This is a genomic window from Paraburkholderia acidipaludis NBRC 101816 (genome assembly GCF_000684975.1).
GTDB classification, from domain to species: domain Bacteria; phylum Pseudomonadota; class Gammaproteobacteria; order Burkholderiales; family Burkholderiaceae; genus Paraburkholderia; species Paraburkholderia acidipaludis.
The window spans coordinates 162211-184668 of the sequence record NZ_BAXZ01000003.1 but is presented as its reverse complement, the minus strand read 5'-3'; the positions used below and the strand labels follow the sequence as shown (position 1 = coordinate 184668).

Below are 22458 nucleotides of genomic sequence, written 5' to 3'. Positions count from 1 at the left end.
GGCGCGGCGGCGCGCATCGCGCCCCGCGCGGACCATCGAATCTGCATCACCGAACCCGAGCCAACATGACCGAACCGACCCAGCCGTCCGCGCCCGAACCGGACGACAATCAGATCATCGCCGAGCGCCGCGAAAAGCTGCGCGCGCTGCGCGAAGCGGGCGTCGCCTACCCGAACGACTTCCGTCCCACCCACCACGCCGCCGACCTGCAGCGCGACCACGCCGACACCGACAAGGACGCCCTGGAAGCTGAGGCGCTTGAAGTGTCGATCGCGGGCCGCATGATGCTCAAGCGCGTGATGGGCAAGGCGAGCTTTGCGACGGTGCGCGACGGCTCGGGCCAGATCCAGTTCTTCATCACGCCCGCCGACGTGGGCGAGACAACCTACGAAGCGTTCAAGAAGTGGGACCTGGGCGACATCGTGGCCGCGCGCGGCGTGCTGTTCCGCACGAACAAGGGCGAGCTCTCGGTGCGCTGCACGGAACTGCGCCTGCTCTCGAAGGCGCTGCGCCCGCTGCCGGACAAGTTCCACGGCCTTGCCGACCAGGAAATGCGCTACCGCCAGCGCTACGTCGACCTGATCGCCACGCCCGAGGCGCGCAACACCTTCGTGTCGCGCACGAAGGCGATCTCGTCGGTGCGCCGTTTCATGGCCGACGCCGGCTTCATGGAAGTCGAAACGCCGATGCTGCACCCGATTCCCGGCGGCGCGGCGGCCAAGCCCTTCGTCACGCACCACAACGCGCTCGACATGCAGATGTTCCTGCGCATCGCGCCGGAGCTGTATCTGAAGCGCCTGATCGTGGGCGGCTTCGAGCGCGTGTTCGAGATCAACCGGAACTTCCGTAACGAGGGCGTCTCGCCGCGCCACAATCCGGAGTTCACGATGATGGAGTTCTACGCCGCGTTCACCGACTACACGTGGCTCATGGACTTCACCGAGGCGCTGATCCGTCAGGCCGCCATCGACGCGCAAGGCAGCGCCGTGCTGACCTACCAGGGCCGCGAGCTGGATCTGTCGAAGCCGTTCCACCGCCTCACGATCACGCAAGCGATCCAGAAGTACGCGCCGCAGTACACCAACGCGCAACTCGCTGACGCCGCCTTCCTGCGCACCGAACTGAAAAAGTTCGGCGTGGACGCGAACCAGCCCGCGTTCCTGAACGCCGGCGTGGGCGCGCTGCAACTCGCGCTCTTTGAAGAAACGGCCGAATCGCAGCTGTGGGAGCCGACCTACATCATCGACTATCCGGTCGAAGTGTCGCCGCTTGCGCGCGCCTCGGACACGCAGCCGGGCATCACGGAGCGCTTCGAACTCTTCATCACGGGCCGCGAGATCGCCAACGGTTTCTCCGAGCTCAACGATCCGGAAGACCAGGCCGCGCGCTTCAAGAAACAGGTCGAGCAAAAGGACGCCGGCGACGAGGAAGCGATGTTCTACGACGCCGACTATATCCGCGCGCTCGAATACGGCATGCCCCCGACGGGCGGCTGCGGCATCGGCATCGACCGTCTCGTGATGCTGCTGACCGACAGCCCGAGCATTCGCGACGTGATCCTGTTCCCGCACCTGCGCCGCGAGGACTGATCCTCGCCCCGCCCGCGCCGGCCGGAAAGTTCGAGGGGCGCACGCGGTTCACGCCGCATGCGCCCCTTTGCTTTTTTACCGCCTGGTTTGTAACTATCGGTAAAAGCTGCCGGGGTCGGAACATGGGTCTACCGCGGCCATACCTTTCGCAACGCGTGCAGAAGCGCCTTGCCGAACTCTGCCGCCCGTATGCATCCGTTGGATGACGCAGGCCGCTCAGCTTGGGTTACAAATTGAAACCCGCCGGGAATCGTTCTGGCTCAGACTATGTCTTACAAAAACCAACTCTGCTAAAAGACGGAGCCTGTCATGAACCAGACTGACCCGAACACCTCACGCAAACGCCTTCACCCTCTGATCGCCACGGCGGCAGCGGCCGTCATCGTCGCGAGTCTCGCGGCCACGGCGGCCATCACCGGCGTATTCCCGAAGGCTTCCAGCACCGCCGAACAGAATGCGCAGTCGCAGACCGGCCAAACGGCCACGACGGCCATGATGGCCTCGCAGCCGGTTGTCGACTCCACCCTGCCGGCAGCGCCCCCGCAAGGCGCACAGGTGGCACAGAACAACGCGCCCGCGGTCGCGCCCGTGCAGCCGCCGCCGGCCGCGCAGCCTGCTCCGGGCGCCGCGGCCGCCCCGCCCCCGCAGTATGGCCAGCAGGCGCAGCAAGATGCACAGGAGGCGCCCCCCGCCCAAGCCCCGTGCGAATCGTGCGGCACGGTCGAAGCCATTTCCGCCGTCAAGCATGAAGGCCACGGCACGGGCATCGGCGCCGTGGGCGGCGCGGTGGCCGGCGGCCTGATCGGCAACCAGTTCGGCGCCGGCACCGGGCGCGCCGCCATGACGGTGCTGGGCGCGGTCGGCGGCGGCTTCGCCGGCAACTCGGTCGAAAAGCACATTCGCAGCACGACGAGCTACTCGGTGCGCGTGCACATGGAAAACGGCAAGACGCGCTACTTCACGTACCACGACGCGCCGCCGTTCCAGCAAGGCGAGCGCGTGCGCGTGGAGAACGGCACGCTCGTCGCGGGCTAACGCTGCGGTCTGACACCGCAGGCAAGGCAAACACAAACAAAAAGGCGATTCGCCCTTCGGGGCGAATCGCCTTTTTACGTCATGCAAAACATGAGCCGATCGAAGGGCTCAGTAGTCGGCGTCCTCGATCCACGCCGCCTGGATCGCCTCCAGGATCTTCTCGCTCGAACGCTCGGGATCGTCGTCGAAGCCTTCGAGCTCCGTGATCCAGCGATGCAGATCGGTGAAGCGCACGTATTGCGGATCGACCTCCGGGTGAGTGTCCGTCAGTGCCACCGCGATGTCCTGCACATCGGTCCATTTCATGGCTGCACGCTCCTCGTTGGGCTTAGTGGTTTTCCTTCGCGTGGTTGATCGAGTACCGCGGAATCTCGACCACCAGGTCGCCGTCTTCCGGCACGAGCGCCTGGCAGGACAGCCGCGAGGTCGGCTCCAGACCCCACGCCTTGTCGAGCAGATCGTCCTCGGCTTCCTCGGACGGCTCGAGCGCATTGAAGCCTTCGCGCACGATCACGTGACAGGTCGTGCACGCGCACGACTTCTCGCATGCGTGCTCGATCTCGATGCCGTGTTCGAGCAGCGCGTCGCACACGCTCTCGCCCGGCTTCGCTTCGATCACCGCGCCCTCCGGGCACAGTTCGACATGGGGCAGCACCACGATTTGAGGCATTGTGAATTCCGTATCCAATAACATTCGTATCGGGCGCAGCGCCCCGTCCTCGACGGCGGCCTGAGCCCATTCTACTGGCGCCGCGCGGTTTCCTGCATCGGGAAAGCACGCAGGCGCCGCGGCGCGGGAATCGTCCTCACGCCGCTTCTATCCCGCGCTTCCATCGCGGTTCTTCGCGTGACGCGTCAGCCGATCTCGTCGAGGCGCTTGCCGGACAGCGCGCGCTTGATGCCCTTGTCCATGCGGCGCGCGGCGAACTCGTCGGTGCCTTCGGAGAGCGCTTTCGTCGCCGTTTCGATGACATCGGTGTCGTCGCCCGTTGCGACGTTGCGCAGCGCGGCCATGAGCGCGTCGAGCGCCTTGCGTTCATCGGCGTCGAGCAGTTCGCCGTCGGCAGCGAGCGCCGCCGTGGTCGCTTCAAGGATGCGCTCGGCCTCCACCTGCGCCTCGCGCAGCGCGCGGGCGCGCATGTCCACCTCGGCGGTCTTGAAGCTGTCTTCGAGCATCTTCGCGATTTCGTCGTCGGCGAGACCGTAGGACGGCTTCACCACGACCGACGCCTCCACGCCCGAATGCTGCTCGCGCGCGAACACGGAGAGCAGGCCGTCCGCGTCCACCTGGTAAGTCACGCGAATGCGCGCCGCGCCGGCCGCCATCGGCGGAATGCCGCGCAGCTCGAAGCGGGCCAGCGAACGGCAGTCGGAGACCAGTTCGCGCTCGCCCTGGACGACGTGGATCGCCATGGCCGTCTGGCCGTCCTTGAACGTCGTGAAGTCCTGCGCGCGCGCGACCGGAATGGTCGAGTTGCGCGGGATGATCTTTTCGACGAGGCCGCCCATCGTCTCGACGCCGAGCGAAAGCGGAATCACGTCGAGCAGCAGCCAGTCGTCTTCGCCGCCGCGGTTGCCCGCGAGCAGGTCGGCCTGGATCGCGGCGCCGAGCGCCACCACCTGGTCCGGATCCAGGTTGGTGAGCGGCGGCTGGCCGAAATGCTGCTCGACGGCCCGGCGGATCACGGGCATGCGCGTCGCGCCGCCCACCAGCACCACGCCCTTCACGTCCTTCGGCGTGACCTTCGCGTCGCGCAGGGCTTTCTTCGTCGGCGTGAGCGTGCGTTGCACGAGCGCCTGCGTCAGCGCTTCGAAACACGCTTCGTCGATCGTCAGCGCGATCACTTTGCCGCTCGACAGCGTCACGTCGATGCGTGCTTCGGGCGCCGACGACAGGGCTTCCTTCGCCTCGCGCGCGTGGTCCAGCAACAGGCGCACGTCTTCAGGCGCGAGCGCTGCGCGCTCCACGCCGCTTTGCGCGAGCGCGTAGTCGAAGAGCACGTGGTCGAAATCGTCGCCGCCGAGCGCCGAATCGCCGCCCGCCGCGAGCACTTCGAACACGCCCTTCGTGAGCTTGAGGATCGACAGGTCGAACGTGCCGCCGCCAAGGTCGTACACGGCGTACAGACCTTCGGCGCCGTTGTCGAGGCCGTAGGCAATCGCCGCCGCCGTCGGCTCGTTCAGGAGGCGCAGCACGTTCAGGCCCGCGAGACGCGCCGCGTCCTTGGTCGCCTGGCGCTGCGCTTCGTCGAAGTACGCGGGCACCGTGATGACCGCGCCCACGAGTTCGTCGCCGAGCGTGTCTTCGGCGCGCTGGCGCAGCGTCGCGAGAATTTCGGCCGAAACTTCGACGGGGCTCTTCACGCCGTCCACGGTCCGGATCTGCACCATGCCCGGCGCTTCGACGAATTCGTAGGGCGCGTTCGCGGCGCCCTCCACGTCGGTCTTGCCGCGACCCATGAAGCGCTTGACGGAAACGATCGTGTTGCGCGGATCGGTGGCCGCCTCGGCCTTCGCGGTGCGGCCGATACGGCGGCCGCCGTTCGCGAGATAACGCACGACGGACGGCAGCAGCACGTGGCCTTCCTCGTCGGGCAGCACGTCGGGCACGCCGCTGCGCACCGCGGCGACCAGCGAGTTCGTCGTGCCGAGGTCGATGCCGACCGCGAGCCGCCGCTGATGCGGCGCCGGCGCCATGCCGGGTTCGGAGATTTGCAGTAGTGCCATCTATGTGTCTTGTGCGGGCCTTGACGGCCCCTGTCCTGTCATCGTTCAGGTTCGCGCCCTGCCCGCCGCGCGGGCCGACGCCAGCCCCCTTCAGCCTTCCAGACGCTCGATCTGCGCGTCGATCTCGCTCGCCACGCGCTCGATGAACATGAGCTGGCGCACCGCCTCGGCGGCCGCCTGGTTCGAGCCGCTATCGATCAGCGCCGCGAGCTTCGCGAGCCGGGCGCGCTCGTCGTCGCGCAGTTCGCTCATGAGCGCGTCGAGCGCATCCACGTTCTTCGCGCCAACGGCATCTTCGATCGCCTCGCGCCATTCCATCTGCTGCATCAGGAAGGCGGGCTCCATCGCCGTGTTGTTCTCCGCGCCCACGTCGATGCCGCGCAAATGCAGCATGTATTTCGCACGCCTGAGCGGATCGCGCAGCGTCTGGTAGGCCTCGTTCGCGCGCGTGGCCCATTGCATCGCGACGCGCTTTTGCGCCTCGCCGGCGGCGGCGAAACGGTCGGGGTGCACCTGCGCCTGCACGGTGCGGTACGCACGATCGAGCGCGTCGGCGTCGACCGCGAACTGCCCGGGCAGGCCGAAGAGAACGAAATGGCTATCGGAAAGCGAAGAAAGCGAGGTCATCGCGAGGTCATCGAATTGTGTGCCGCATCCATCAAAAGTCAAAAAGGCGGCACAGGCCGCCTTTACACCTACATCGCGCGGGCTCAGACGCGGAACGACTCGCCGCAGCCGCACTCGTCCTTCACGTTCGGATTATTGAACCTGAAGCCTTCGTTGAGCCCCTCGCGCACGAAGTCGAGCTGCGTGCCGTCGATATAGGCGAGGCTCTTCGGATCGACGATGACCTTCACGCCATGGCTTTCGAAGACGTTGTCTTCGGCGGCGAGTTCGTCCACGTACTCGAGCTTGTAGGCGAGCCCCGAGCAGCCCGTCGTGCGCACGCCAAGACGCAGACCCACGCCCTTGCCGCGCCGGGTCAGGTACTTCTGCACGTGCTGTGCCGCTTTTTCCGTCAACGTAATTGCCATAGCGTTTTCGTCACGCCGCAGCGCAACCCTGCCTGCATTCAAAGTCGTTAATCCCGCAGCGCGCGGCTTTGGCCGAACGCCGCGCTCCTGCCTCGCCCGCTGACCCGCTCAGGCCTCGGCCTTCGCGTCCGTCGTATGACGCTGGCGGTAATCGGCCACGGCTGCCTTGATCGCGTCTTCCGCGAGAATCGAGCAGTGGATCTTCACCGGCGGCAGCGCGAGCTCTTCCGCGATATGCGTGTTCTTGATGGAGAGCGCCTCGTCGAGCGTCTTGCCCTTCACCCACTCGGTCACGAGCGAGCTCGAAGCGATCGCCGAACCGCAGCCGTAAGTCTTGAACTTCGCGTCTTCGATCACGCCGTCCGCGCCCACGCGAATCTGCAGCTTCATCACGTCGCCGCAGGCCGGCGCGCCGACCATGCCGGTGCCCACCGTGTCGTCGTCTTTCGCGAACGAGCCGACGTTGCGCGGGTTTTCGTAGTGGTCCAGAACCTTTTCGCTATATGCCATGATCACACTCCTTCGATTCGTTGGCCGCGCTGCACTTCACAGTTGCGCTGCGGCCGGGTCGTTGTTCGGCGCTGCCGTGTTAATGCGCGGCCCACTGGATGGTCGACAGATCGATGCCGTCCTTGTGCATTTCCCACAGCGGCGACAGCTCGCGCAGCTTGGCGATCTTCGACTTCAGCAGGTTGATGACGTAGTCCACGTCCTGCCCGGTCGTGAAGCGGCCCACCGTGAAGCGGATCGAGCTGTGCGCCAGCTCGTCGTTGCGGCCCAGTGCGCGCAGCACGTACGACGGTTCCAGCGAAGCCGACGTGCACGCCGAGCCCGACGACACCGCGACGTCCTTCACCGCCATGATCAGCGATTCGCCTTCGACGAAGTTGAAGCTGATGTTCAGGTTGTGCGGGACACGCTGCTCCATGTCGCCGTTCACATAGGTCTCTTCGATCTCCGAAAGGCCGCGCAGCAGCTTGTCGCGCAGCATGCGCACGCGCTCGTTCTCGGTGGCCATTTCTTCGCGTGCGAGACGGAACGCTTCGCCCATGCCCACGATCTGGTGCGTGGCCAGCGTGCCCGAGCGCATGCCGCGCTCGTGGCCGCCGCCGTGCATTTGCGCTTCGATGCGCACGCGCGGCTTGCGGCGCACGTACAGCGCGCCGATGCCCTTCGGGCCATAGGTCTTGTGCGCCGAGAACGACATCAGATCGACCTTGAGCTTTTGCAGGTCGATGGGCGCCTTGCCCGTCGATTGCGCGGCGTCGACGTGGAAGATGATGCCCTTCTCGCGGCAGATCTCGCCGATCGCCTCGATGTCCTGGATCACGCCGATCTCGTTGTTCACGTGCATGACGGAAACGAGGATCGTGTCGGGACGGATCGCGGCCTTGAAGGCTTCCAGATCGATCAGGCCGTCGTCCTTGACGTCCAGATAGGTGACTTCGTAGCCTTCGCGTTCGAGTTCGCGGCAGGTGTCGAGCACGGCCTTGTGCTCGGTCTTCACCGTGATGATGTGCTTGCCCTTGCTCTTGTAGAAGTGCGCTGCACCCTTGATCGCGAGGTTGTCCGATTCGGTGGCGCCCGAGGTCCAGATGATTTCGCGCGGGTCGGCGTTGACGAGCGCGGCGACGTTCTCGCGCGCTTCCTCGACGGCGCGTTCCGCATCCCAGCCGTAGGCGTGGCTGCGCGACGCCGGATTGCCGAACTGCTCGCGCAGGTACGGAATCATCTTGTCCACCACGCGCGGATCCACAGGCGTCGTCGCGCTGTAGTCCATGTAGATGGGCAGGTGGGGAATGTCGTTATTCATCTATCGCTCCGGGGATTCTGTCTGCTGCTCTGTGTATTGCGCTGGCCGTGGTTCGGGATCGCGGGGATCAGGACCCGGCCATGTTGAATATGGAGTTGGGCCCAAGCGGGACCGTGCGCACCGGCTCCACGGCCGGCGTCTCGGCGCGGCGGTCGCGCAGGACCGTGGGCGCGGCGCCTTCGCGGGCGCGCTGCTTGTCCACCAGATCCTTGAGGGACACCGAATCGAGGTACTCCACCATCTTCTGGTTCAGCGTGGACCAGAGCTCGTGCGTCATGCAGTGGCCGTCGTGCTGCTTGGTGCCTTCGCAGGCGCCCTTGCCGCCGCATTGGGTGGCGTCGAGCGGCTCGTCCACGGCGATGATGATGTCGGCAACCGTGACATCCTCCGCGCGGCGCGCGAGGTTGTACCCGCCGCCCGGCCCGCGAACCGATTCGACGATTTCATGACGGCGCAGCTTGCCGAACAGCTGTTCGAGGTACGACAGCGAGATGTGCTGGCGCTGACTGATACCCGCAAGCGTCACCGGGCCCTGCTCCTGGCGCAGGGCCAGGTCGATCATCGCCGTGACGGCGAAACGGCCTTTCGTGGTGAGTCTCATGATGTAGGGGAACCGCAATTCTCGACAATTTTCGTCAAGTATAAATACATGACTAGTTTAGTCAAGTATCCGCGCCGCCAGATGGGTTATTAGGCATGTTGCGAAAAGCTTCATGCAGCCCACAGCAGCCAAACAGCGCAAACCGTGAATCGTGGTTTGCGCCGGCCATTGCGCTACCTGGCCCGTTTTCAGCCCGTTATTCGGCCAGTCGGGCGCGCAGCGCCGCCAGCAAGCCCTCGCAGGCCGCTTCGCACTGATCGAGCACTGTTTCGAAGCCCGCCTCGCCGCCGAAATAAGGGTCGGCGACGACGCGTGTGTCCAGCTGCGGCGCGAACTCCATCAGCAGACGGATCTTGCCGCGCGCCGCGGGCGGCGCCACCTGCTGCAACGCCGTGATGTTCGCTTCGTCCATCGCAACCACGAAGTCGAAGCGCTCGAAATCGCCAGCGCCGATCTGGCGGGCGCGCAGCGGCGCGAGATCATAGCCGCGGCGCTGGCCCGCGCGCTGAGCCCGCTCGTCCGGCGCGTCGCCCAGATGCCAGTCGCCCGTGCCCGCTGAATCGATGTCGATGCGCCCGTCCAACCCCGCCTGCCCGACCATGTGCCGCATCACGGCTTCAGCCGTGGGCGAGCGGCAGATGTTGCCGAGGCACACAAAACAGACGGAAACTTTATTCATCGAATCGACATTCTTGAGCAGCGAGCCAAACTGTTAATTATACAAAGCCCGGCGCAATCGCGCCGGGCACTCAGATGGCGCGTGCGGGCGGCAACGCCTCGCCGGCGCCGATCGCCTTGACGGGGGCTTTGACGGGCGCCGGGCCTTCGCTGCCGACGAGGCCGTACGACACGGCGCGCGCCAGTTCGGCGCTTAGCTGGTCGGCCGCGAGCGGCATCTGCTGCTGCGTCGTATTCCATGCATGGGACCATGCGATTGCCGCACAGGGCACGATCAGCGCCAGCGGCCAGTACACCGATATTTTCTTTTTCATGATGCGGACTCTCTCGACTAGAGGGCGACCAGTGCGGGACGCACTATCGCCAGTCGAAATGATATAGACATCCGCAATCAGGAAAAACCCGGCAACGCCGAACACACTGTTGCCGCAAGTTAAACAGTGGACGAGTTCGATTCGGCAGCGGGTCAGCCCGCATCCGTCTGCCGGCGCGTCGCATCGAGATGCGTGCGCTGAGCCGCGTAGAGCTCGCGGAAGGTGCGCCCGACCGGTGCGGGCATGTCGCGGCCCTCGGTCCAGCCCCGCGCCAGCGGCAGCCTGCGGATGAGCCGCGCCTGCCCGCCCATGCGCTCCAGCACGCGCACGCCGAGCTTCGTCAGCATGGCGTAGGCACCCGGATGCAGCGCGAACCAGCCCCACACCGCGAGCACGGCCTGCTCGCGCCACGGACGCAGATGGCGTTCGGTCTGCTTCTCGCGCAGCTTGCGCAGCAGGTCCGACAGCGGGATGCCCACGGGGCAGACGCTGTTGCACTCGCCGCAAAGCGTGGCCGCCTGCGGCAGGTCGAGCGCCTTCTCGATGCCCACATAGCTCGGCGTCAGAACCGAGCCCATCGGCCCCGGGTACACCCAGCCGTAGGCGTGGCCGCCGACTTTCTGATAGACGGGACAATGGTTCATGCAGGCGCCGCAGCGAATACAGCGCAGCATTTCCTGGAATTCGCCGCCGATGAGGCCGGTGCGGCCGGCGTCCACGAGCACGACGTACATGTGCTCGGGTCCGTCGAGGTCGTCCTTGCCGCGCGGCCCCGTGAGCACCGAAAAATAGTTCGAGGTGGCCTGCCCTGTCGCCGAGCGCGGCAAGAGGCGCATGGCCGTCGCGAGATCCTCGAGCGTGGGCAGCACCTTTTCGATGCCGGTAACCGCCACATGCACGCGCGGCATCACCGTGCACATGCCTTCGTTGCCCTCGTTCGTCACCAGCACGACCGAGCCGGTTTCCGCCACGAGGAAGTTGCCGCCCGTCACGCCCATGTCCGCCGAAAGGAAATGCGGGCGCAGCATCTCGCGCGCCTCGCGCGTCATGTCGGGAATCTCGGTCAGGCGCGGCCGGTGATGCGTCTTGGCGAAGAGGTCGGCGATCTCGTCCTTGTCCTTGTGGACGACGGGCGCAATGATGTGGCTCGGCGGCTCGTTGCCGTTGATCTGCAGGATGTACTCGCCGAGGTCGGTCTCGACCGACTGCACGCCCATCCCTTCGAGCACGGTGTTCAGCTGCATCTCCTCGGAAACCATCGACTTCGTCTTGATGACCTTGCGCACGTCGTGCTTGCGCGCAATGTCGGCGACCAGCTTCGCGGCGTCGCGCGCCGTTTCCGCGTAGAGCACCGTCACGCCGCGGCGCGTGGCCTCGGTCTCGAACTGCTCGAGCCAGACGTCGAGGTTGTCCAGCGCGCGGTTGCGGCGCGCCTTGAGCGCGGCGCGCGTGGCCGGGAAGTCGAGCGCGGTCATCGCCTCGGCACGCGCCGAAACGAACTTCGTCGAGAGCTTCGTGAGGTTCTGCTGGAGGCGCTGGTCGGCCAGCTTCTGGCCGGCGCGCGCCTTGAACTGCATCGACTGGACTTGCATGGTTGCGGGATCCTGGGGCGAAGGGCTGCGGAACGAAGGGGGCGAAGTGGCGGACGCAGGAAAGCGAGCGGCCGTCAGACGTCGCCGGCCAGCACCTGGGCCACGTGCAGCACGCGCGTGGCGGTGTCGCCGGTGCGGCGCAGGCGCCCTTCGATGTTGAGCATGCAGCCGAGGTCGCCCAGCACCACGGCGCCCGTGCCGCTCGCGCGCACGTTCGCGCATTTCTCGTCGGCGATCGCGGTGGAGATCGCGCCGTACTTCACCGCGAACGTGCCGCCGAAGCCGCAGCAGTGCTCGCAGTCCTTCATCTCGCGCACCTCGACGCCGCGCTGCGCAAGGAGCGCGCGCGGCTGCGCTTTCACGCCGAGCTCACGCAGGCCGGAACAGGAATCGTGATAAGTAACCGGCCCGTGGAATTCGCCGGGGGGCAGCGATACCTTCGCGACGTTGGCGAGGAAGTCGGTGAGCTCGTAGACGCGCTCGCGCAAGAGGCCGTAGCGGCGCATCAGCTCAGGGTCGTCGCGAAACAGATCGCCGTAATGCGCGCGGATCATGCCGCCGCACGAGCCCGACGGCACCACCACGTAGTCGTACTGTTCGAACTCGCGCAGGGTCTTTTCGGCGAGGTCGCGCGCGAGCCCGCGCTCGCCGGAGTTGTAGGCAGGCTGCCCGCAGCAGGTCTGCGCGGGCGGCACGTGCACCTCGCAGCCCGCGTGCTCCAGCAGCTTGATCGCCGAAAACCCGATTTCGGGGCGCATCGTGTCGATGAGGCAGGTCACGAACAAACCGACTCGCATGGGGACTCCTCTGAAAAACCGTCCCCGATTATCCGACGTTTCCCGGCAAGCACCAACGCATCGTCTACCCGCGCCGTCGATGGTGCGACGCGGCGCCCATCCCGCCAGCCGCTTACTTTTTTCACGATACGAGATACAATGCCCCATCCGCCTTAAGCGCCAAGCGAATCTGAACCATGAGCGAAAGTGGAAGCACGCCGGATCCGAAGACCTCGATTCAGGTCATCGAGCGCATGATGCGCCTGCTGGACGCGTTAGCCGCGCACAGCGACCCCGTCAGCCTCAAGGAGCTGGCCCAGCGCACCGAACTCCATCCGTCCACGGCGCACCGCATTCTGAACGACATGGTGAGCTGCCGGCTCGTCGACCGTTCCGACCCGGGCACCTACCGGCTCGGCATGCGTCTTCTGGAACTGGGCAATCTCGTGAAGGCGCGCCTTTCGGTGCGCGACGCCGCGCTCACGCCCATGCGCGAGCTGCACCGGCTCACGGGACAGACGGTGAACCTCTCGGTGCGCCAGGGCGATGAAATCGTCTATATCGAACGCGCCTACTCCGAGCGCTCGGGCATGCAGGTGGTGCGTGCGATCGGCGGCCGGGCGCCGCTGCACCTCACTTCGGTAGGCAAGCTCTTTCTCGCCGCCGACGAAGCGAACCGCGTGCGCGCCTATGCCACGCGCACGGGCCTCTCGGGCCATACGCGCAACAGCATCACCGACCTCACCCGCCTCGAGCGCGAACTCGCGCACGTGCGCCAGCAGTCCTGCGCGCGCGATAACGAGGAACTGGAGCTGGGGGTGCGCTGCATCGCGGCCGGCATTTACGACGACACGGGCAAGCTGGTTGCCGGGCTCTCGCTCTCCGCGCCGGCCGACCGCCTGCAGGACTCCTGGCTCGGCCAGCTGAGCAAGACGGCGCTCGTGATCTCGGAGTCGCTGGGCTACCATTCGCAGGCCGCCGAGGGCAGCGCGCAGCCGGCCTGAGCGGGTCTGCGCCGCCCGCCGCTTTTCACGCCTTCAAACGACAACGCCCCGCATCTGCGGGGCGTTTTGCATTGAAGTGCAGCCGCTGCCGTTCGCTCAGGTGCCCGCGCCGCCCGCATCCGCGCTCGTGATACGCGGCTGCTGATCGGCGCCGCCGTTGTCGAGCCACGCGCGCACGCGCGTCGCGTCGGCAAAGCGCGAGTACTTGCCGCTCGAATCGAGCAGCACCATGATGACCGGACGGTCGTGGATGGTCGCCTGCATCACGAGACATTCGCCCGCTTCGTTGATGAAGCCGGTCTTCTGCAGGCCGATGTCCCACGACGGGTTGCGGACCAGCGCGTTCGTGCTGTTGTAGGCGATGTTGCGCTTGCCGGTGAACACCGTGTAGCTGTGATCGGTCGAGAACTGGCGAATCATCGGGTACTGATAGGCCGCATTGACCATCTTCACGAGGTCACGCGCGCTCGACACGTTCTGGCTCGAGAGACCCGTCGAGTTCTCGAAGTGCGTGTCGGTCATGCCGAGCTGCTTCGCCTTCGCATTCATCGCCGCGATGAAGGCCGGACGGCCGCCCGGGTAGTAGCGCGAGAGCGCCGCCGCGGCGCGGTTCTCGGAGGCCATCAGCGCGATATGCAGCATGTCCTCGCGCGAGAGCACCGAACCCACGGACAGACGCGAACCGGTGTTCTTCTCGTAGTCGCGGTCTTCGTCGGTGACTTCGATCGACTCCGTGAGCGGCGCCTTCGAGTCGAGGACGACCATCGCGGTCATCAGCTTCGAGATCGAGGCAATCGGCACGACGGCGTGCGAGTTCTTGTCGAACAGCGGTTCGAGGGTGTTCTGATCGACAACGTAGGCCACGCTCGAGCGCAGCATCAGCGCGTCCGGCGTGTCGTGCAGGCCGAAGGCCTGGCCCACGGTCGGCTGGCGCGGCTCATATGCCACGCGCACGGCGTGATGGCGGCCGTTCATCGTGTAGGTGACGCGCTTTCTCTTCACGACGGGACGGGCGTCGTCGTCGGCCGCAACGGTGCGGGCCGCCTTCGACGACTTCTGCGAAACCTTGGCCGGTGCGTCGGCGGGCTTCGCGACCTTTTTCCTTGCCTTTTTGGACTTCGCCTTGGCCGGCGGGGTCGACGAGGTCGAAGTGGTGTCTTGCGCCGCAGCGAAAGCGCTGGAAGGTACGGCGATCGTCGCACTGATGGCTACGGAGACAGCCACCGACAGCGCGGTGCTGACCATGGCACCGTGCATCAGTTTGAACGACAGGAGCTTGTCGGATTTCATTGGTGTTCTGGATGAAGCGGCGGGATCGTTCGCCAAGTGTAGTAAAACAACGAAAATTTCGCAAATTTAAGCACTTATCAGTGCACATTAAACCGAAGTCTAACTTTCGATCAAATTCACTGATGATGTGCAAGTTTTCGATAGAACATAACCATCGAAGCAACGGGCCCCGCGCGGCCAACAAGGCGGCAATCGCGTTTGCACGGAGATTACGGCCCGAGTCCGGTCAAACTTGAATAGGGAAATGCCGGGGGGAACGATCGCGAACGGAACGCGCATTCGACCGTAGTCAGTCTTTAACGTTCCCAGGACGATTCCGGTGGACCGACCTGGATCATTCCCGCATAGATGGCCACCAACTCTTACAAGAAGACGGGATTCCAGGATCCGAATCTTGCCATATGCGGAGTGGATTTGCCGCCCCCCATCCCACATGGGTTACCGCCGCCGTCCGCCGCGGTCAGGCAAGCGCTGCCGCAGGCTCCATCGCAGGCGCGACGTTACGTCCCTAATCAACGTGCATAAGCACCTGTTTAATAACAATTTATCGACATTGTGCGACGCACAAACAGGGCTTGACTTTCCGCCAAGCCATCCTAAAATCGATGTCAATGCTGCGACGCACAAACGTCCGGCAGATCATCCTGAGTCTCGCCACCTATTTATACGGACCGCATCAGACGATCCGTCATCCATCCAGGAGCGTAAACATGAGTCTGCTGACCCCTGAGCAATTCGCCGCAGCCCAGAAAGCCAATCTCGAAACCCTCTTCGGTCTGACCGGCAAGGCATTCGAGGGTGTGGAAAAGCTCGTCGAATTGAACCTTCAGGCCGTCCGCTCGAATCTGGCGGAATCGCAGGAGCAGGCCCAGCGCGCACTGTCCGTGAAGGACGCGCAGGAACTGCTGGCCCTGCAAGCAAGCTTTGCCCAGCCGCTCGCCGAAAAGCTGCTGTCGTACGGCCGCCACGTGTATGAAATCACGTCGGCCACGCAAGCCGAATTCGCGAAGGTCGCCGAAGCGCATTACGAAGAGCAGAACCGCAAGGTGCAGTCGCTCGTCGACAACGTCGCCAAGAACGCGCCGGCCGGTTCGGAAACGGCCGTTGCCGTGCTCAAGTCGGCCATCAACGCCGCGAACACGACCTACGAAACGGTGCAAAAAGCCACGAAGCAAGCCGTCGAAATGGCGGAAAGCAACTTCAACGCGGCTACGGCTGCCGCAAGCAAGGCTGCCGCGCAAGCTTCGCGCTCGTCGGCTGCCGCCGCTTCGGCCAAGAAGGCGGTCTGAACGCCCAGTAACGATTGCGGGTACGCGCATGGCGTGACGCGTACCTGATTGCCGGATCTGACGCTCGGGCGTGCCCTTTGCGGGCACGCCACTCGCCCGGTTGCTTCGACCGGGATTTTTTACGCTCCGGCGCCTCTCGCAGTCCCCAACGAAAAACGGCGCACCCCTCGCGGGGTGCGCCGTTTGCTTTCACGCAAAGAATCGCGCGACAAGCGCGCCGCTTACTTCTTCTTTTGCGGCGGCAGATCCGTACACACGCCTTCGTACAGTTCGGCAGCCATGCCGATCGATTCGCCGAGCGTCGGGTGCGGGTGGATCGTCTTGCCGATATCCTCCGCGTCCGCGCCCATCTCGACGGCAAGACACACTTCGCTGATGAGATCGCCCGCATTCAGGCCGACGATGCCGCCGCCGATCACGCGATGCGTCTCTTCGTCGAAGAGCAGCTTCGTGAAGCCCTCGTCGCGGCCGTTGGCGATCGCGCGGCCCGAAGCGGCCCACGGGAACACCGCCTTGCCGTACTTGATGCCCTCGGCCTTGCACTGGTCTTCGGTCTTGCCGGCCCACGCCACTTCCGGATCGGTATAGGCCACCGACGGAATCTGCAGCGCGTCGAAGTACGCCTTCTCGCCGTGCGCCGCCTCCGCCGCCACGTGCCCTTCATGCACCGCCTTGTGCGCCAGCATCGGCTGGCCGACCACGTCGCCGATCGCGAAGATGTGCGGCACGTTGGTGCGCATCTGCTTGTCGACCTCGATGAAACCGCGGTCGGTCACCGCCACGCCGGCCTTGTCGGCGCCGATCTTCTTGCCGTTGGGCGAGCGGCCCACGGCGACCAGCACGAGGTCGTAGCGCTGCGGCCCGGCGGGCGCCTTCTCGCCCTCGAACGACACATAGATGCCGTCGTCCTTCGCCTCGGCCTTCGTGGTTTTGGTCTTGAGCATGACGTTCGCGAAGCGCTTCGCGTTGTACTTCTCCCAGACCTTCACGAGATCGCGGTCCGCGCCGGCCATCAGGCCGTCGAGCATTTCCACGACGTCGATCTGCGCGCCGAGCGTTGCGTAGACGGTGGCCATTTCCAGACCGATGATGCCGCCGCCGATCACGAGCATCTTCTGCGGGATCTGGCGCAGTTCGAGCGCACCGGTCGAATCGACCACGCGCGGATCTTCCGGCATGAACGGCAGCTTCACGGCCTGTGAACCCGCAGCGATGATCGCCTGCCTGAACTTGACGACCTTCTTGCCGTTCTCGCCCACCACTTCCATATGGTTCGGATCGACGAACGTGCCCACGCCCGTCACGACTTCCACCTTGCGCGCCTTCGCCATGCCGGCCAGGCCGCCCGTCAGCTTCTTGACGACGCCCGACTTGAAATCGCGCAGCTTGTCGAGATCGATCTGCGGTTTGCCGAACGTGATGCCGTGCGAGCCGAGTGCTTCGGCTTCGTCGATCACGAGCGCCGTGTGCAGCAGCGCCTTCGACGGAATACAGCCCACGTTCAGACACACGCCGCCAAGCGTCGAGTAGCGCTCGACCAGCACGGTCTTCATGCCGAGGTCGGCGGAGCGGAACGCGGCCGAGTAGCCGCCGGGGCCCGCGCCGAGCACGAGCATGTCGCACTCGACATCGGCGGCACCGCTGTAGCTGCCCGCTTGCGGCGCAGGCGCCGCGGCTTTCGGAGCCTCGGCAGCCTTCGGCGCTTCCGCCGCCTTGGGCGCTTCGGCCTTCGGAGCCGGCGCAGCCGCCCCTTCGGAGGCTTCGACCAGCGCGATCACGGTGCCCTGCGAAGCCTTGTCGCCCGGCTTGATCTTCACTTCCTTGACGGTGCCCGCGACATCGCTCGGCACTTCCATCGTGGCCTTGTCCGACTCGAGCGAGAGCAGCGTCTGCTCTTTCTCGATGACGTCGCCCGCCTTGATATTGACTTCGATGACGTCGATGTCCTTGAAGTCACCGATGTCCGGCACTTTCACTTCGACGAGACTCATGGTGTCCCCTGAGAGATAACCGGCTGCGCCCGCCGCGGCGCGCACGCGGGAAACGCGTGCAGCGCGGCGGCGCAAGCCGGTCGATGAAGCGGTTTTACAGAATCACGCGGCGGAAATCGCCGAGGATCGAGCCCAGGTACGCGTTGAAGCGCGCGGCAGCCGCGCCGTCGATCACGCGGTGGTCGTACGAGAGCGAGAGCGGCAGCGTGAGACGCGGCACGAACTGCTTGCCGTCCCACACGGGCTTCATCGCGCTCTTCGAAAGGCCGAGGATCGCCACTTCCGGCGCGTTGATGATCGGCGTGAAGTGCGTGCCGCCGATACCGCCGAGCGACGAGATCGAGAAGCAACCGCCTTGCATCTGGTCCGGCTTGAGCTTGCCGTCGCGCGCGAGCTTCGAGAGCTCGGCCATTTCCTTCGCGATGTCGACGAGACCCTTCTTGTCCGCGTCGCGGATCACCGGAACGACGAGGCCGTTGGGCGTGTCGGCGGCAAAACCGATATGGTAGTACTGCTTGAAGACGAGATTGTCGCCGTCGAGGCTCGCGTTGAAGGTCGGGAACTTCTTCAGCGCCGCGACGCAGGCCTTGATGACGAACGCGAGCATCGTGAACTTCACGCCCGCCTTCTCGTTTTCCTTGTTCAGCTGCACGCGCAGCGCTTCGAGGTCGGTGATGTCCGCTTCGTCGTTGTTCGTGACGTGCGGGATCATGACCCAGTTGCGGTGCAGGTTCGCGCCCGAAATCTTCTTGATGCGCGACAGCGGCTGCGTGTCGATCGGGCCGAACTTCGTGAAGTCGACTTTCGGCCACGGCAGCAGGTTCAGCCCCGCGCCTGCGCCGCCGGCCGGTGCCGCGGCGGCAGCCGGTGCGGCCAGCGCGCCCGACATCACGCCCTTCACGAACGCCGTAATGTCGTCCTGGGTAATGCGGCCCTTCGGACCCGTACCCGCGACGCGCGCCACGTCGACACCCAGCTCACGCGCGAACTTGCGCACCGAAGGCGAAGCGTGGCTCGGACGGCGTGCGCCACCTTCGCCGGCCTGGATGCTCGGCGCCTGCGCGAGCGCGGACGGAACCGCCGGCGCGGCCTTGGCCGGTGCGGCAGAGGCAGGCGCATCCGACGGCACTTCGACCGGGGCCTTCTGCGCGGGTGCGGCGGCCGGAGCGGCGGCGCCTTCGGCTTCGATCACGAAGATCTCGGTGCCTTCGGAAACCGCATCGCCCACCTTGACCTTGACTTCCTTCACGACGCCGGCCACCGGGCTCGGCACGTCCATGGTCGCCTTGTCGGATTCGAGCGTGACGAGCGACTGCTCCTTCTCCACCCGGTCGCCCACCTTCACGGCGACTTCGATCACCGGCACGTCCTTGTAGTCGCCGATGTCGGGAACCTTGACGCTTTGCGCGCCGCCGCTCGCCGCCGGGGCGGCCTGAGGAGCGGCCTGCGGGGCCGGTGCAGCAGCCGGCGCGGGCGCTGCCGCTTTTTCCGCGGCAGCGGGCGCGGATGCAGGTGCCGGAGCCGCCGCAGCGCCCGCGCCATCCAGCACGAGCACGAGCGAACCTTCCGACACGTTGTCGCCCACTTTGACCTTCACTTCCTTCACCGCGCCCGAGGCCGGGCTCGGCACGTCCATCGTCGCCTTGTCCGACTCCAGCGTGATGAGGGACTGCTCTTTTTCGACGGTGTCACCCGCCTTCACCAGCACCTCGATCACAGGAATGTCCTTGTAATCGCCGATGTCCGGCACTTTGACTTCGATCGCTTGACTCATTGTTAGTGTCTCCGGGGCCGCATAAGAACGCCTCCCCGCTTCGGGGAGGCGCGCTTGCCATGCACAGGGGGTGATGCGTTAGACGGTCATCGGGTTGGGTTTGGACGGATCGAGGTTGTACTTGGCGATCGCGTCGCCAACCACCTTGCGCTCGATCTTGCCTTCGTCCGCGAGCGCGTTGAGCGCTGCGACCGTGGTCCAGTAGCGATCGACTTCGAAGAAGTGACGCAGCTTTTCACGCGTGTCCGAACGGCCGAAGCCGTCGGTGCCGAGCACCACGAACTTGCGCGGAACAAGACCGCGGATCTGGTCGACCAGCGCGCGCACGTAGTCGGTGGACGCGATGATCGGGCCTTGCGTGTCCTTGAGCAGCTTCTCGACGTGCGATTCGCGGCGCGGCTCGCTCGGGTGCAGCAGGTTCCAGCGCTCGACTTCGTGGCCTTCGCGGGCCAGTTCCGTGAAGCTCGGCACGCTCCAGAGATCGGCTTCGACGCCCCAGTCGTTCTTCAGCAGGTCGGCGGCGGCGATCACTTCGTTGAAGATCGTGCCAGCGCCCAGCAGTTGCACGCGCGGCGCCCTGGCGTTGTCCGCGCCCTTGCGGAACGCGTACATGCCCTTGATGATGTCGGCAGCCACATGCTCGCCCTGCGGAATCGCCGGGTGCTCGTAGTTCTCGTTCATCACCGTGATGTAATAGAACACGTCTTCCTGGTCCTGCACCATGCGGCGCAGGCCGTCCTGCATGATCACGGCGAGCTCGTAGCCGAAGGTCGGATCGTAGCTCAGGCAGTTCGGCACCGAAGCGGCCCACAGGAGCGAGTGGCCGTCTTCGTGCTGCAGGCCTTCGCCGTTGAGCGTGGTACGGCCCGCCGTGCCGCCCAGCAGGAAGCCGCGCGAACGCATGTCGCCCGCGGCCCACACGAGGTCGCCGATGCGCTGCATGCCGAACATCGAATAGAAGATGTAGAACGGCACCATGATCTCGCCGTGCGTCGAGTACGACGTCGCGGCCGCGATCCAGTCGCACATGCCGCCGGCTTCGTTGATGCCTTCCTGAAGGATCTGGCCGGTCTGCGATTCCTTGTAGAACATCAGCTGGTCGGAGTCTTCCGGCACGTACTTCTGACCGTCCTGATTCCAGATGCCGATCTGGCGGAACAGGCCTTCCATGCCGAAGGTACGCGACTCGTCCGGCACGATCGGCACGACGCGCTTGCCGAGCGCCTTGTCCTTCAGCAGGATGTTCAGGATCCGCACGAACGCCATCGTCGTCGAGATCTCGCGGCCTTCGCCCGTGCCCTTGAGCAGCGGCTCGAACACGTCGAGCGCCGGCACCGGCAGCGACTCGGCCTTCTGGCGGCGAGCCGGCAGGTAACCGCCCAGATCCATGCGCTTCTGGCGCATGTATTCGAGTTCCTTCGAGCCTTCCTCGAACGTCAGGTACGGCACGTCGACGATCTGCTCGTCGGTGAGCGGCAGGCGGAACTGGTCGCGGAACTTCTTGAGCTGATCCACCTGCATCTTCTTCTGCTGGTGGGTGATGTTCATGGCCTGGCCGGCTTCGCCCATGCCGTAGCCCTTGATCGTCTTCGCGAGGATGACGGTGGGCTGGCCCTTCGAATTCGAAGCTTCGTGGAACGCCGCGTAGATCTTGTGCGGGTCGTGGCCGCCGCGGTTCAGGTTCCAGATGTCCTCGTCGGACCAGTCGGCGACCAGCGCCTTCAGTTCCGGCGTGTTGAAGAAGTGTTCGCGAACGTACGCGCCCGACTCCGACTTGTAGGTCTGGTACTCGCCGTCCACGACTTCCATCATGCGGCGCATCAGCGCGCCCGACTTGTCGCGCGCGAAGAGCGCGTCCCAGCGGCTGCCCCACAGGACCTTGATGACGTTCCAGCCGGCGCCGCGGAACTCGCTTTCGAGTTCCTGGATGATCTTGCCGTTGCCGCGCACCGGGCCGTCCAGACGCTGCAGGTTGCAGTTGATGACGAACACGAGGTTGTCCAGACGCTCGCGGCCGGCCATGCCGATCGCGCCGAGCGATTCCGGTTCGTCGGTTTCGCCGTCGCCGAGGAAGGCCCAGACCTTGCGGCCGTCGGTCTTCGCGATGCCGCGCGCCTGCAGGTACTTCATGAAGCGCGCCTGATAGATCGCCATGATCGGGCCGAGGCCCATCGAGACGGTCGGGAACTGCCAGAAGTCCGGCATGAGCCACGGGTGCGGGTACGACGAGATGCCCTCGCCGCCCACTTCCTGGCGGAAGTTGTCGAGCTGGTTTTCCGAGAGGCGGCCGAGCAGGAACGCGCGCGAGTAGACGCCCGGCGACGAGTGGCCCTGCACGAACACGAGGTCGCCGCCATGCTCGGGCGAAGGCGCGCGCCAGAAGTGGTTGTAGCCGACGTCGTAGAGCGTGGCGGCCGAGGCGAACGAGGCGATGTGGCCGCCCACGTTGGTGTGCTTGCCCGCGCGCAGCACCATGGCCATGGCGTTCCAGCGCGTGTACGAGCGGATGCGGTGTTCGATGTCCTGGTCGCCCGGATTCTTCGCCTGGTTGGCGACGGGGATCGTGTTGATGTACGGCGTGTTGGCCGAGAACGGCAGGTGTTCGCCATGCACGCGGGCGAACTCGATCTGCTTTTCGATCAGGTAGTGGGCACGGTCGGGGCCGATTGCCGAGATGACGCCGTCCAGCGCTTCAAGCCATTCGGCGGTTTCCTGCGGATCTTCGTCCTTGTCGGCGGCTACGTACTTCAGGACTTCGTCGGGTACTGCGGACATGCTCGTCTCCTGATTGGGGGAACGCTGTTGAACGGACCATGCGGGCGACTGTTCGGGACGAGCCAGGCCGACCGCAGCATCTTTCGGGCGATTGTAATGACCCCCAGGGGCCTCGCGCAACAAAATTTTCGAATTGCGAGATTGAATTTTATAATGTGGAAAATTGTTGCGGCGCA

Annotated in this window: 20 protein-coding genes; 4 read left to right on the top strand and 16 right to left on the bottom strand. The window is 65.3% G+C overall.

Features of this window, described 5'->3' with window-relative positions; all coding sequences use genetic code 11:
• Window positions 1–65 precede the first annotated feature (65 nt).
• Window positions 66–1589 carry a lysine--tRNA ligase gene (gene lysS / locus BAC01S_RS03470; protein WP_027793507.1) on the top strand — a complete coding sequence of 508 codons (1524 nt, stop codon included), beginning with the start codon at window positions 66–68 and terminating at the stop codon, window positions 1587–1589.
• 309 nt (window positions 1590–1898) lie between these two features.
• A complete protein-coding gene (locus BAC01S_RS03465) occupies window positions 1899–2624 on the top strand; it encodes an outer membrane lipoprotein (RefSeq protein ID WP_027793506.1) in 726 nt (241 codons plus the stop codon).
• A gap of 108 nt (window positions 2625–2732) precedes the next feature.
• On the opposite strand, the gene iscX is transcribed toward BAC01S_RS03465, so the two are convergent.
• The 12 genes from iscX to BAC01S_RS03405 form a co-directional block, all read right to left on the bottom strand.
• Window positions 2733–2930: a Fe-S cluster assembly protein IscX gene (iscX, locus tag BAC01S_RS03460; RefSeq protein ID WP_027793505.1), complete on the bottom strand. Its 198-nt coding sequence runs from the start codon at window positions 2928–2930 to the stop codon at window positions 2733–2735.
• Window positions 2931–2952: 22 nt separating this feature from the next.
• Window positions 2953–3294, bottom strand: a complete 342-nt coding sequence (fdx, locus tag BAC01S_RS03455; RefSeq protein ID WP_027793504.1) for an ISC system 2Fe-2S type ferredoxin — start codon at window positions 3292–3294, stop codon at window positions 2953–2955.
• A 185-nt stretch (window positions 3295–3479) separates the two neighbouring features.
• Window positions 3480–5351 carry a Fe-S protein assembly chaperone HscA gene (gene hscA / locus BAC01S_RS03450; protein ID WP_027793503.1) on the bottom strand — a complete coding sequence of 624 codons (1872 nt, stop codon included), beginning with the start codon at window positions 5349–5351 and terminating at the stop codon, window positions 3480–3482.
• Between the two features lie 90 nt (window positions 5352–5441).
• Entirely contained in the window at window positions 5442–5978 is a 537-nt protein-coding gene (gene hscB, locus BAC01S_RS03445; RefSeq protein ID WP_027793502.1) for a Fe-S protein assembly co-chaperone HscB, read from the bottom strand.
• Window positions 5979–6061: 83 nt separating this feature from the next.
• The gene (gene iscA / locus BAC01S_RS03440) at window positions 6062–6385 is read right to left on the bottom strand and encodes an iron-sulfur cluster assembly protein IscA (protein WP_027793501.1); all 324 of its coding nucleotides are present in this window, start codon (window positions 6383–6385) and stop codon (window positions 6062–6064) included.
• Window positions 6386–6493: 108 nt separating this feature from the next.
• Entirely contained in the window at window positions 6494–6895 is a 402-nt protein-coding gene (gene iscU, locus BAC01S_RS03435) for a Fe-S cluster assembly scaffold IscU (protein ID WP_027793500.1), read from the bottom strand.
• 79 nt (window positions 6896–6974) lie between these two features.
• Window positions 6975–8198, bottom strand: a complete 1224-nt coding sequence (locus BAC01S_RS03430) for an IscS subfamily cysteine desulfurase (RefSeq protein ID WP_027793499.1) — start codon at window positions 8196–8198, stop codon at window positions 6975–6977.
• Between the two features lie 67 nt (window positions 8199–8265).
• Window positions 8266–8799, bottom strand: a complete 534-nt coding sequence (iscR, locus tag BAC01S_RS03425; protein WP_027793498.1) for a Fe-S cluster assembly transcriptional regulator IscR — start codon at window positions 8797–8799, stop codon at window positions 8266–8268.
• Between the two features lie 196 nt (window positions 8800–8995).
• Window positions 8996–9478 (bottom strand): low molecular weight protein-tyrosine-phosphatase, encoded by a 483-nt coding sequence (locus BAC01S_RS03420; RefSeq protein ID WP_027793497.1) that lies wholly within the window; start codon window positions 9476–9478, stop codon window positions 8996–8998.
• A 70-nt stretch (window positions 9479–9548) separates the two neighbouring features.
• Window positions 9549–9791 carry a hypothetical protein gene (locus BAC01S_RS03415; RefSeq protein WP_027793496.1) on the bottom strand — a complete coding sequence of 81 codons (243 nt, stop codon included), beginning with the start codon at window positions 9789–9791 and terminating at the stop codon, window positions 9549–9551.
• Window positions 9792–9943: 152 nt separating this feature from the next.
• A complete protein-coding gene (locus tag BAC01S_RS03410; RefSeq protein ID WP_027793495.1) occupies window positions 9944–11383 on the bottom strand; it encodes a lactate utilization protein B in 1440 nt (479 codons plus the stop codon).
• 74 nt (window positions 11384–11457) lie between these two features.
• A complete protein-coding gene (locus BAC01S_RS03405; protein WP_027793494.1) occupies window positions 11458–12180 on the bottom strand; it encodes a (Fe-S)-binding protein in 723 nt (240 codons plus the stop codon).
• A gap of 176 nt (window positions 12181–12356) precedes the next feature.
• On the opposite strand from BAC01S_RS03405, the gene BAC01S_RS03400 reads away from it, so the two are divergent.
• Complete coding sequence (locus tag BAC01S_RS03400) at window positions 12357–13163, top strand: IclR family transcriptional regulator (protein ID WP_027793493.1); 807 nt, start codon at window positions 12357–12359, stop codon at window positions 13161–13163.
• Window positions 13164–13259: 96 nt separating this feature from the next.
• On the opposite strand, the gene pbpG is transcribed toward BAC01S_RS03400, so the two are convergent.
• Window positions 13260–14453, bottom strand: coding sequence for a D-alanyl-D-alanine endopeptidase (gene pbpG / locus BAC01S_RS03395; protein ID WP_027793492.1), 1194 nt, complete (start codon window positions 14451–14453; stop codon window positions 13260–13262).
• Between the two features lie 710 nt (window positions 14454–15163).
• Between pbpG and BAC01S_RS03390 the strand changes: the two genes are divergently transcribed.
• The gene (locus BAC01S_RS03390) at window positions 15164–15742 is read left to right on the top strand and encodes a phasin family protein (RefSeq protein WP_027793491.1); all 579 of its coding nucleotides are present in this window, start codon (window positions 15164–15166) and stop codon (window positions 15740–15742) included.
• Between the two features lie 221 nt (window positions 15743–15963).
• Here the strand turns inward: BAC01S_RS03390 and lpdA are convergent, their stop codons facing one another.
• From lpdA to aceE, 3 genes are all read right to left on the bottom strand, one after another.
• The gene (gene lpdA, locus BAC01S_RS03385) at window positions 15964–17733 is read right to left on the bottom strand and encodes a dihydrolipoyl dehydrogenase (protein WP_027793490.1); all 1770 of its coding nucleotides are present in this window, start codon (window positions 17731–17733) and stop codon (window positions 15964–15966) included.
• Window positions 17734–17827: 94 nt separating this feature from the next.
• Window positions 17828–19507 (bottom strand): dihydrolipoyllysine-residue acetyltransferase, encoded by a 1680-nt coding sequence (aceF, locus tag BAC01S_RS03380; RefSeq protein ID WP_027793489.1) that lies wholly within the window; start codon window positions 19505–19507, stop codon window positions 17828–17830.
• Between the two features lie 78 nt (window positions 19508–19585).
• Window positions 19586–22282 (bottom strand): pyruvate dehydrogenase (acetyl-transferring), homodimeric type, encoded by a 2697-nt coding sequence (aceE, locus tag BAC01S_RS03375; protein ID WP_027793488.1) that lies wholly within the window; start codon window positions 22280–22282, stop codon window positions 19586–19588.
• Between the last annotated feature and the right edge of the window lie 176 nt (window positions 22283–22458).

What these genes read in the sequence shown, in the direction of transcription:
- pbpG (WP_027793492.1), bottom strand. Translation starts at nt 14,453, where the DNA reads ATGAAATCCGACAAGCTCCTGTCGTTCAAACTGATGCACGGTGCCATG.
- lpdA (WP_027793490.1), bottom strand. Translation starts at nt 17,733, where the DNA reads ATGAGTCTCGTCGAAGTGAAAGTGCCGGACATCGGTGACTTCAAGGAC.
- fdx (WP_027793504.1), bottom strand. Translation starts at nt 3,294, where the DNA reads ATGCCTCAAATCGTGGTGCTGCCCCATGTCGAACTGTGCCCGGAGGGC.
- BAC01S_RS03465 (WP_027793506.1), top strand. Translation starts at nt 1,899, where the DNA reads ATGAACCAGACTGACCCGAACACCTCACGCAAACGCCTTCACCCTCTG.
- iscA (WP_027793501.1), bottom strand. Translation starts at nt 6,385, where the DNA reads ATGGCAATTACGTTGACGGAAAAAGCGGCACAGCACGTGCAGAAGTAC.
- BAC01S_RS03415 (WP_027793496.1), bottom strand. Translation starts at nt 9,791, where the DNA reads ATGAAAAAGAAAATATCGGTGTACTGGCCGCTGGCGCTGATCGTGCCC.
- aceE (WP_027793488.1), bottom strand. Translation starts at nt 22,282, where the DNA reads ATGTCCGCAGTACCCGACGAAGTCCTGAAGTACGTAGCCGCCGACAAG.
- iscR (WP_027793498.1), bottom strand. Translation starts at nt 8,799, where the DNA reads ATGAGACTCACCACGAAAGGCCGTTTCGCCGTCACGGCGATGATCGAC.
- BAC01S_RS03405 (WP_027793494.1), bottom strand. Translation starts at nt 12,180, where the DNA reads ATGCGAGTCGGTTTGTTCGTGACCTGCCTCATCGACACGATGCGCCCC.
- BAC01S_RS03400 (WP_027793493.1), top strand. Translation starts at nt 12,357, where the DNA reads ATGAGCGAAAGTGGAAGCACGCCGGATCCGAAGACCTCGATTCAGGTC.
- iscU (WP_027793500.1), bottom strand. Translation starts at nt 6,895, where the DNA reads ATGGCATATAGCGAAAAGGTTCTGGACCACTACGAAAACCCGCGCAAC.
- BAC01S_RS03410 (WP_027793495.1), bottom strand. Translation starts at nt 11,383, where the DNA reads ATGCAAGTCCAGTCGATGCAGTTCAAGGCGCGCGCCGGCCAGAAGCTG.
- hscA (WP_027793503.1), bottom strand. Translation starts at nt 5,351, where the DNA reads ATGGCACTACTGCAAATCTCCGAACCCGGCATGGCGCCGGCGCCGCAT.
- iscX (WP_027793505.1), bottom strand. Translation starts at nt 2,930, where the DNA reads ATGAAATGGACCGATGTGCAGGACATCGCGGTGGCACTGACGGACACT.
- lysS (WP_027793507.1), top strand. Translation starts at nt 66, where the DNA reads ATGACCGAACCGACCCAGCCGTCCGCGCCCGAACCGGACGACAATCAG.
- aceF (WP_027793489.1), bottom strand. Translation starts at nt 19,507, where the DNA reads ATGAGTCAAGCGATCGAAGTCAAAGTGCCGGACATCGGCGATTACAAG.
- hscB (WP_027793502.1), bottom strand. Translation starts at nt 5,978, where the DNA reads ATGACCTCGCTTTCTTCGCTTTCCGATAGCCATTTCGTTCTCTTCGGC.
- BAC01S_RS03390 (WP_027793491.1), top strand. Translation starts at nt 15,164, where the DNA reads ATGAGTCTGCTGACCCCTGAGCAATTCGCCGCAGCCCAGAAAGCCAAT.
- BAC01S_RS03420 (WP_027793497.1), bottom strand. Translation starts at nt 9,478, where the DNA reads ATGAATAAAGTTTCCGTCTGTTTTGTGTGCCTCGGCAACATCTGCCGC.
- BAC01S_RS03430 (WP_027793499.1), bottom strand. Translation starts at nt 8,198, where the DNA reads ATGAATAACGACATTCCCCACCTGCCCATCTACATGGACTACAGCGCG.